We start from the raw sequence: 6,379 nt of genomic DNA on the forward strand, positions 1-6,379 counted from the left end.
CTCCACGCTGGTCAGCTTCCGCATCTACGTAGGCCCCACACTGGGTCGCGCCAGGGCCGCACACACCGCGCAAGTCACCGTTCCAGTCACCGGCTTGGAAGGCCGCGGCCAGTTCCGTCGCGGCATCATCGACTATGAAAACGGCATCGCCACGGCCGAGCTCTTCGCCGGCACTGGTTCGCACCTGATTTCGCAGGCTATGAGCGCCAACGCCCTCATCCGCATCCCGGCCGGCGCACATCTGCAGCCGGGCGATGTCGTTGAGGTTATCCCGTTCTAATGGCGCGACGTGCAGTAGTAGTGGTTGCCTCCACCCGCGCGGCAGCGGGCATCTACGAAGATCGTTCCGGGCCCATCGCGGTGGGTTTTCTGCGGCGGGTGGGCTTTGATACTCCGGATGCGCTCGTGGTACCCGATGCCGAAATCGCCGAGGCCCTCGATAAGGTCTTCGCCGCCCAGCCCAGCGTCATTTTAACTTCCGGAGGCACGGGCATTTCGCCTGACGACGCCACGGTGGAGGCCGTCTCCTCGCATCTGGCACGGGAGCTGCCGGGGATAGCGCATGCTTTTTACGCGGCGTCGGCAAGCGTGCCCACTGCCGCGCTCTCGCGTACCGTCGCCGGCGTCAACGCACACACCTTCGCCATGGCGCTGCCCGGTTCCACGGGCGGGGTGAAGGATGGTTGTAAGGTTTTGGAGCCTTTGCTACCGCACATCGTCGATCAATTGGAAGGAAGGCATGAGCACTGATCCCGCCTTTGTTAGCGCCGATACCGGAAAGGTAATCGGGGCGATGATGACGAGCTCGCCCATTGAAAAGCCTGATATTTCCACCCCGGCGATGGGTGCCGTGGTCACCTTCGACGGCATCGTGCGCAACCATGATGGCGGGCGCGGCGGCGTGGAGCTTTTGCGCTATACCGCGCACCCCACTGCCGAATCCGAGATCTCCCGCGTGGCGCAAGAAGTCATCGCCGCGCATCCGAATACCCGCCTGTGGTGCGCACACTGCACCGGTGATCTGCGCGTGGGCGAGGCAGCATTCGTGGTGATCGCTGCCGCGGCCCACCGCGGGGATGCTTTCGCGGCTGCGGAAGAGTGCGCCGACCGCGTGAAGGCGGAGGGGCCGATTTGGAAAGAGCAGCGTTACGCGGATGGTTTTAGCAACTGGGTGGGCTTGGAATGAGTAATCGCTACGCACGCCAGGAGGCCCTGTGGGGTACAGAGGGCCAGGCCAAGCTAACTAATGCAACGGTGGCGGTCATCGGTGCCGGCGGGCTTGGCTCGCCTGCCCTGCTTTACCTCGCGGGCGCAGGTGTGGGGCGCATCCTGCTTTTCGACGACGACGTGGTCTCCCTATCCAATCTGCAACGCCAAGTCATCCACGGCATGGACGATATTGGTGGGCCGAAGACAGCGTCGGCCGCGGAGACGATCCATCAGCTCAACCCGGAGGTACAGGTACTGCAGTACCCGCGCCTAAGCTCCGCCACGGCGCTTGCGCACTTGGCTGAAGCCGACGTCCTCTTAGACGGCACCGATAATTTTGAAGCCCGCTACCTGTGCTCTTGGGCGTGCCACGAGCTGGGTATTCCGCACGTGTGGGCGTCGATTTTAGGATTCGATGCGCAGCTTTCCGTCTTCTGGTCTGGGCACGGTCCGGTCTACGAGGACGTCTTTCCCACGGCACCTGCCCCTGGCTCGGTGCCTTCGTGCTCCCAAGCCGGCGTGCTGGGCCCCGTGGTGGGCACGGTGGGCTCCGCCATGGCGTTGGAGGCCCTTAAGTACCTCACGGGTATGGGCACGCTGCTTACTGGGAAGATTGGTTACTTCGATGCGCTGACCTGCACCTGGGAGTACATTCCGGTGGTTGCCAGCGGCGCAACGCCCACGCAGCCTGCCGACGCCCCCGAAATACGCACCATCCCCTCCGGCTACCGCATCATCGATGTGCGCACCGAGGAAGAACGCGCGGAGCATTCCATCCCCGGCTCCGAGCACTTCCTCCTGGACCGCATCCTGGCGGGTGAGAATCCCCGGCTCGGCCACGACGAACCCGCCGTCATCCACTGCGCCGGCGGCATCCGCTCCGCCCAAGCCGTAGCCGCACTACGCGAGCGCGGCTACACGCAGGTCTACTCCCTGCGCGGCGGCATCAACGCATGGCTGGAGCAGAATACCGCGTAGGCGCCCCATATTAAGGAAACTGAAGACAGTCCACGGCGTGTGTACCTCTGCGTGTATTTAGCGTGCCTGAATCACCAGGTTTCTGGCCGCTATTTACATATATCGGTACATGAAACCACGCCTGGCAATGCGAAGGGCGTTTGAAGGAAACAAAAATCTCGAGACACCATCCAAAGGAACGATGTCTCGAGACTTCACACGGCGGAGACGGCGGGATTTGAACCCGCGGTGGTTTGACCCACGCTGGTTTTCAAGACCAGTGCATTCGGCCGCTCTGCCACGTCTCCTTGTCTTGCGACCCACTAAGCCTACTAAACCTAGCGATGCAGATCATATTCGGCCTCGGAGTTTTCGTTAAGCTGGGTGGGCATGAAAGCTATCGTGCAGACCGACCCTAAAGATCCCGGAGCGCTGGAGCTAGGCGTCGTCGAAAAGCCGCTGCTCCACCCCGGAGAAGTTCTAGTAAAGGTCCATGCTGCGGGTGTGAACCGCGCTGACCTCTTGCAAGCGCGCGGACACTATCCGCCACCAGCAGGTGCTTCCGAGACCATCGGCCTAGAGGTGGCCGGTGAAATCGTGGATGCAAATGGCACCGAGTGGAAAGAAGGCACCCAGGTTGGCGCGCTGCTTGCCGGCGGTGGTTACGCCGAATATGTCGCGGTACCAGCGGGCCAGCTGCTGCCCATTCCGAAGGGCTTTTCGCTTACCGATACCGCCTCAGTCATCGAGGTGGCCTGCACCGTATGGTCCAACCTCGCCATGGAAGCGAACCTGCACGCTGGGCAAACCATTCTCATTCATGGTGGTGCGGGCGGCATCGGCTTGTTCGCCATCCAGGTGGCCAAGGCGCTGGGCGCTACTGTTGCGGTGACGGCCGGCTCCGCGGAGAAGCTGGAGACCTGCAAGCACTATGGCGCAGACATCCTTATTAATTACAAGGAACAAGACTTCGCAGAAGAGTTGAAGAACCAATGCGACGTCATCTTGGACATCATCGGCGCGAAGTACCTCAAACAGAACCTGAAGGCGCTGGCTACCGACGGCCACATGGTCACCATCGGCTTGCAAGGCGGCACGAAGGAAGAGCTCAACATGGGCATCGTCCTAGCAAAGCGCCTCACCTTGCAGGGCACGACGCTGCGCTCCCGCAGCATTGAGGACAAAGCCGCAATCGTGGCAGACACCGTCGCCAACGTGTGGCTATGGCTGGAAGATGGCACGGTAAAGCACCATCTCCACGGCACTTACCCGCTGGCCGAGGCCGCCGCTGCGCACGAAGCACTAAACTCCGGCGCCGTCACCGGCAAGTTGGTGCTGACGGTGTCTTAAACGTCTTGGGTCTAAGCTACTGGCTTAGGCCAAAGACGCCACCACGCGCGTGAGGTGTTCAATATCGTGGCGGGTGTTGAACGGGCCCAAGGCCACGGTAACGGCGCCGCCGATTTCGTCGGCGCCCATCTCCGTAAGAAGCGGAGTGCGCAGCGCCAACGTCGTGACCAGGCCGTTATCGATGAGGCGGCGGTGCACCGTCTCTGCCGGTACGTTCTGCACCGCGAAGGTAAGCCGCGGCAGGCGATCCTTTGAAGCGCCGGCGGCAGCCTCACCCGTCACGCCCAAGATGTGGACGGCCGGCAAGGTCTCCAAGTAGGCGTACATGTCATTGGTCAGATCGCCCAAGTACTCATTCAGCGCCTCCATCGACTTATGCACGCGCACGCGGCGCGAACCAGCCTCACCGCCAGCCAACGCTGCTAAGTGATCAACTAGAGGGCCAACGCCACCGGCCAGGCCGGTAGATACTGGGGTCTCTAGTTTTTCCGCAGAATTAGAAGCCTTCACCGGGCTATGCGCATCGACGCGGCGGAACATCGCTTCATCACGGAATACCAGGGCCGCTAACTGCGGGCCGCCGAGCATTCCGATATCAATGCCGATGATGTCCGCGCCGAGTTCATCAAAGCCCAGGGGGCGATAAGGCGCGAGCGCGGAGACGTCGACAAGCGTCCACGCGCGCGAGCGCGAACGAATTTTCTCAATGATCTCAGCCGTGGGTGTTACTGTGCCCAAAAGCTCATGCGCTGCGGAGAAGGAGACCAGGCGCGTCGAGCCGTCGACAAGCTCAGCGTACTGGAAAGCCGGCAGCTCACCCGTGCCCAGATCCGGCTGTGCCCAACGCACTTCCGCATCAAGCTCCGACAACGCGGAGTACAGCGCCGGCGGATCCAACTTGGACAGAACCACCGAAGAATTATGACGCAACATCGGGCGCAGGCTGCGCGCCAAGGTCTGGTACAAAGCTGGCAGCGAAGGGCCTAAGACCACGCGGCTGGCCTTCGAGCCCACGAGATCCGCAATCGCCATGCGCGCGGCGTCGTAATGCGCAGAGCCCTCCAACCGGCCCGGCGCGCTATTCGCGGAATGCGCTCCCGTGGCATCTTCCTGCGGGGCTACTGCTGGGGACATACGGAACGAGCGAGCTACGCCGGCCGCTACTCGTTCAGAGATCTGCGGCGCAGCATTCGCGTTGAGGTAGGTCCACCCGTCCGATAGGCCAGTGTAAAGACCTCGCACACTGGCGACGTCATACCGTGCTGGCAAGCCTAATGGCATGTATAAAACCTTCCTCTACGCCTTTCATTGGTACCCAAACGCAACGTTTGTAGGGGCCGCTGTGGGGCAGTCGACTCCCTACTCTATACGGGTTTGGGTACGGTTTCCTAAAAAGGAATTTTTGCAGGTTACAGCCATTCCCCCAGTACAGACGGCGTGTAGATACCCGTTTGTCCAGCACGCGCGCTAGGGTGTTTTGACGTGCAAGATAACAACCAACTGCGCGCCGACATCGCCCGCATGACCTCCACCCCGGAGGAAAGCGCGGTACCGGCCTCCCAGTCCATGACCATGAAGGCGGCTTTTGCCGATCTTATCCAAGGCGCCAAACAGCGTGAATTGTGGTTCATGCTGGGCATTCAGGACATCAAGCAACGCTACCGCCGCTCGGTTCTAGGACCTTTCTGGATCACCATCGCCACCGGTGTGATGGCAGCAGCACTGGGCCTTTTGTACTCCATGCTCTTCCAGATTCCAGTCGCGGAGTTCCTACCTCACGTCACCGTGGGCCTTATCATGTGGAACTTCATCTCGGGCGCAATCAAGGAAGGCTCCACCGTCTTCATTGACAACGAGGGCCTCATCAAACAGCTCCCGGCTCCCCTATCGGTGCACGTCTATCGCCTAGTGTGGCGCCAAACGCTATTCTTGGGCCACAACCTCATCATCTGGTTGCTGCTCATCCTTATCTTCCCGCGTCACCTGGGTTGGGAGTTCTTCCTCTTCATCCCGGCACTTGGCCTCCTACTGGTCAACGGCGTGTGGGTAGCAATGTTCTTCGGCATCGTGGCAACCCGCTATCGCGACATTGCGCCACTGCTCGAGGCACTCACGCAGCTGCTGTTCTACGTCACGCCGATTGTCTGGATGACCAACACTTTGAAGGAGCAAGGCGGTGCCGTGGGCAACCGCGCTCGCATCGCAGAGATCAACCCGCTGTATCACTACATGGAGATCGTGCGTGCCCCCATGATCGGTGAGCCCGTCGCGGGCTACCACTGGCTTATCGTCATCGCGTGTACCGTCGTGGGCCTCCTCGTCGCCGGCCTGGCCATGCGCCAATGGCGTTTCCGCGTGAGCTACTGGGTGTAGCGCAAGCTGCACGAAAGGATCTTAAACAATGGTTTCTATCGATACTTATAACGCTTGCGTGGACTTTCCCATCTTTGATGCCAAGTCCCGCTCCTTAAAGAAGGCTGTACTTTCCTCAGCCGGCGGTGCGATTGGCCAAAACTCCGACAAAACCGTCGTGGTTGAGGCCCTCAAAGACATCAACCTTCACCTCCGCGAAGGTGACCGCGTAGGTCTCGTGGGCCACAACGGCGCCGGCAAGTCCACGCTGCTGCGTCTGCTTTCTGGCATCTACGAGCCCACGCGCGGCACTGCCGACGTTCGCGGCCGCGTCGCCCCCGTCTTCGACTTGGGCGTGGGCATGGACCCAGAGGTCTCCGGCTACGACAACATCATCATCCGCGGCCTATTCTTGGGCCAGACCATCAAGCAGATGAAAAACAAGATGGATGAGATCGCCGAGTTCTCTGAACTGGGTGACTACCTCGCCATGCCGCTGCGCACCTACTCC

7 protein-coding genes, 1 tRNA gene and 1 pseudogene are annotated in these 6,379 nt (G+C 61.0%); 7 read left to right on the plus strand and 2 right to left on the minus strand.

Annotated features, from left to right (window positions below):
* The 4 genes and pseudogenes from HMPREF2724_RS02035 to HMPREF2724_RS02050 all read left to right on the plus strand — a co-directional run.
* Positions 1-280, plus strand: a pseudogene (locus HMPREF2724_RS02035) (molybdopterin molybdenumtransferase MoeA); the annotation flags it as partial.
* Positions 280-750 carry a MogA/MoaB family molybdenum cofactor biosynthesis protein gene (locus HMPREF2724_RS02040; RefSeq protein ID WP_070586909.1) on the plus strand — a complete coding sequence of 157 codons (471 nt, stop codon included), beginning with the start codon at positions 280-282 and terminating at the stop codon, positions 748-750. The pseudogene HMPREF2724_RS02035 and the gene HMPREF2724_RS02040, both read left to right, overlap by 1 nt.
* The gene (locus HMPREF2724_RS02045; RefSeq protein ID WP_070586911.1) at positions 740-1,186 is read left to right on the plus strand and encodes a molybdopterin synthase catalytic subunit; all 447 of its coding nucleotides are present in this window, start codon (positions 740-742) and stop codon (positions 1,184-1,186) included. The genes HMPREF2724_RS02040 and HMPREF2724_RS02045 overlap by 11 nt, the downstream gene beginning before the upstream one ends.
* Positions 1,183-2,187: a ThiF family adenylyltransferase gene (locus HMPREF2724_RS02050; RefSeq protein ID WP_062036270.1), complete on the plus strand. Its 1,005-nt coding sequence runs from the start codon at positions 1,183-1,185 to the stop codon at positions 2,185-2,187. The genes HMPREF2724_RS02045 and HMPREF2724_RS02050 overlap by 4 nt, the downstream gene beginning before the upstream one ends.
* A 202-nt stretch (positions 2,188-2,389) precedes the next feature.
* On the opposite strand, the gene HMPREF2724_RS02055 is transcribed toward HMPREF2724_RS02050, so the two are convergent.
* A tRNA-Ser gene (locus HMPREF2724_RS02055) sits at positions 2,390-2,474 on the minus strand.
* Between the two features lie 82 nt (positions 2,475-2,556).
* Between HMPREF2724_RS02055 and HMPREF2724_RS02060 the strand changes: the two genes are divergently transcribed.
* Positions 2,557-3,516, plus strand: a complete 960-nt coding sequence (locus HMPREF2724_RS02060) for an NAD(P)H-quinone oxidoreductase (protein WP_070586913.1) — start codon at positions 2,557-2,559, stop codon at positions 3,514-3,516.
* A gap of 24 nt (positions 3,517-3,540) precedes the next feature.
* On the opposite strand, the gene HMPREF2724_RS02065 is transcribed toward HMPREF2724_RS02060, so the two are convergent.
* Positions 3,541-4,797, minus strand: coding sequence for an aminotransferase class V-fold PLP-dependent enzyme (locus HMPREF2724_RS02065; RefSeq protein WP_070455678.1), 1,257 nt, complete (start codon positions 4,795-4,797; stop codon positions 3,541-3,543).
* Positions 4,798-5,037: 240 nt separating this feature from the next.
* Here HMPREF2724_RS02065 and HMPREF2724_RS02070 point away from each other — a divergent pair, with 240 nt between their 5' ends.
* Together HMPREF2724_RS02070 and HMPREF2724_RS02075 are read left to right on the plus strand one after the other, a co-directional pair.
* On the plus strand, positions 5,038-5,889 hold the full coding sequence (locus HMPREF2724_RS02070; RefSeq protein ID WP_061920156.1) for a galactan export ABC transporter permease subunit Wzm/RfbD: 852 nt from the start codon (positions 5,038-5,040) through the stop codon (positions 5,887-5,889).
* Positions 5,890-5,917: 28 nt separating this feature from the next.
* On the plus strand, positions 5,918-6,379 hold a 462-nt coding region (locus HMPREF2724_RS02075), incomplete at its 3' end, for an ABC transporter ATP-binding protein (RefSeq protein WP_141748311.1).

Origin of the sequence: Corynebacterium sp. HMSC071F07 (genome assembly GCF_001810285.1) — a bacterium.
In the GTDB taxonomy this organism is placed as follows: domain Bacteria; phylum Actinomycetota; class Actinomycetes; order Mycobacteriales; family Mycobacteriaceae; genus Corynebacterium; species Corynebacterium simulans.

Excerpts from the sequence above, each read along its gene's own strand:
- HMPREF2724_RS02040 (WP_070586909.1), top strand. The coding sequence starts at position 280 with ATGGCGCGACGTGCAGTAGTAGTGGTTGCCTCCACCCGCGCGGCAGCG.
- HMPREF2724_RS02045 (WP_070586911.1), top strand. The coding sequence starts at position 740 with ATGAGCACTGATCCCGCCTTTGTTAGCGCCGATACCGGAAAGGTAATC.
- HMPREF2724_RS02050 (WP_062036270.1), top strand. The coding sequence starts at position 1,183 with ATGAGTAATCGCTACGCACGCCAGGAGGCCCTGTGGGGTACAGAGGGC.
- HMPREF2724_RS02060 (WP_070586913.1), top strand. The coding sequence starts at position 2,557 with ATGAAAGCTATCGTGCAGACCGACCCTAAAGATCCCGGAGCGCTGGAG.
- HMPREF2724_RS02065 (WP_070455678.1), bottom strand. The coding sequence starts at position 4,797 with ATGCCATTAGGCTTGCCAGCACGGTATGACGTCGCCAGTGTGCGAGGT.
- HMPREF2724_RS02070 (WP_061920156.1), top strand. The coding sequence starts at position 5,038 with ATGACCTCCACCCCGGAGGAAAGCGCGGTACCGGCCTCCCAGTCCATG.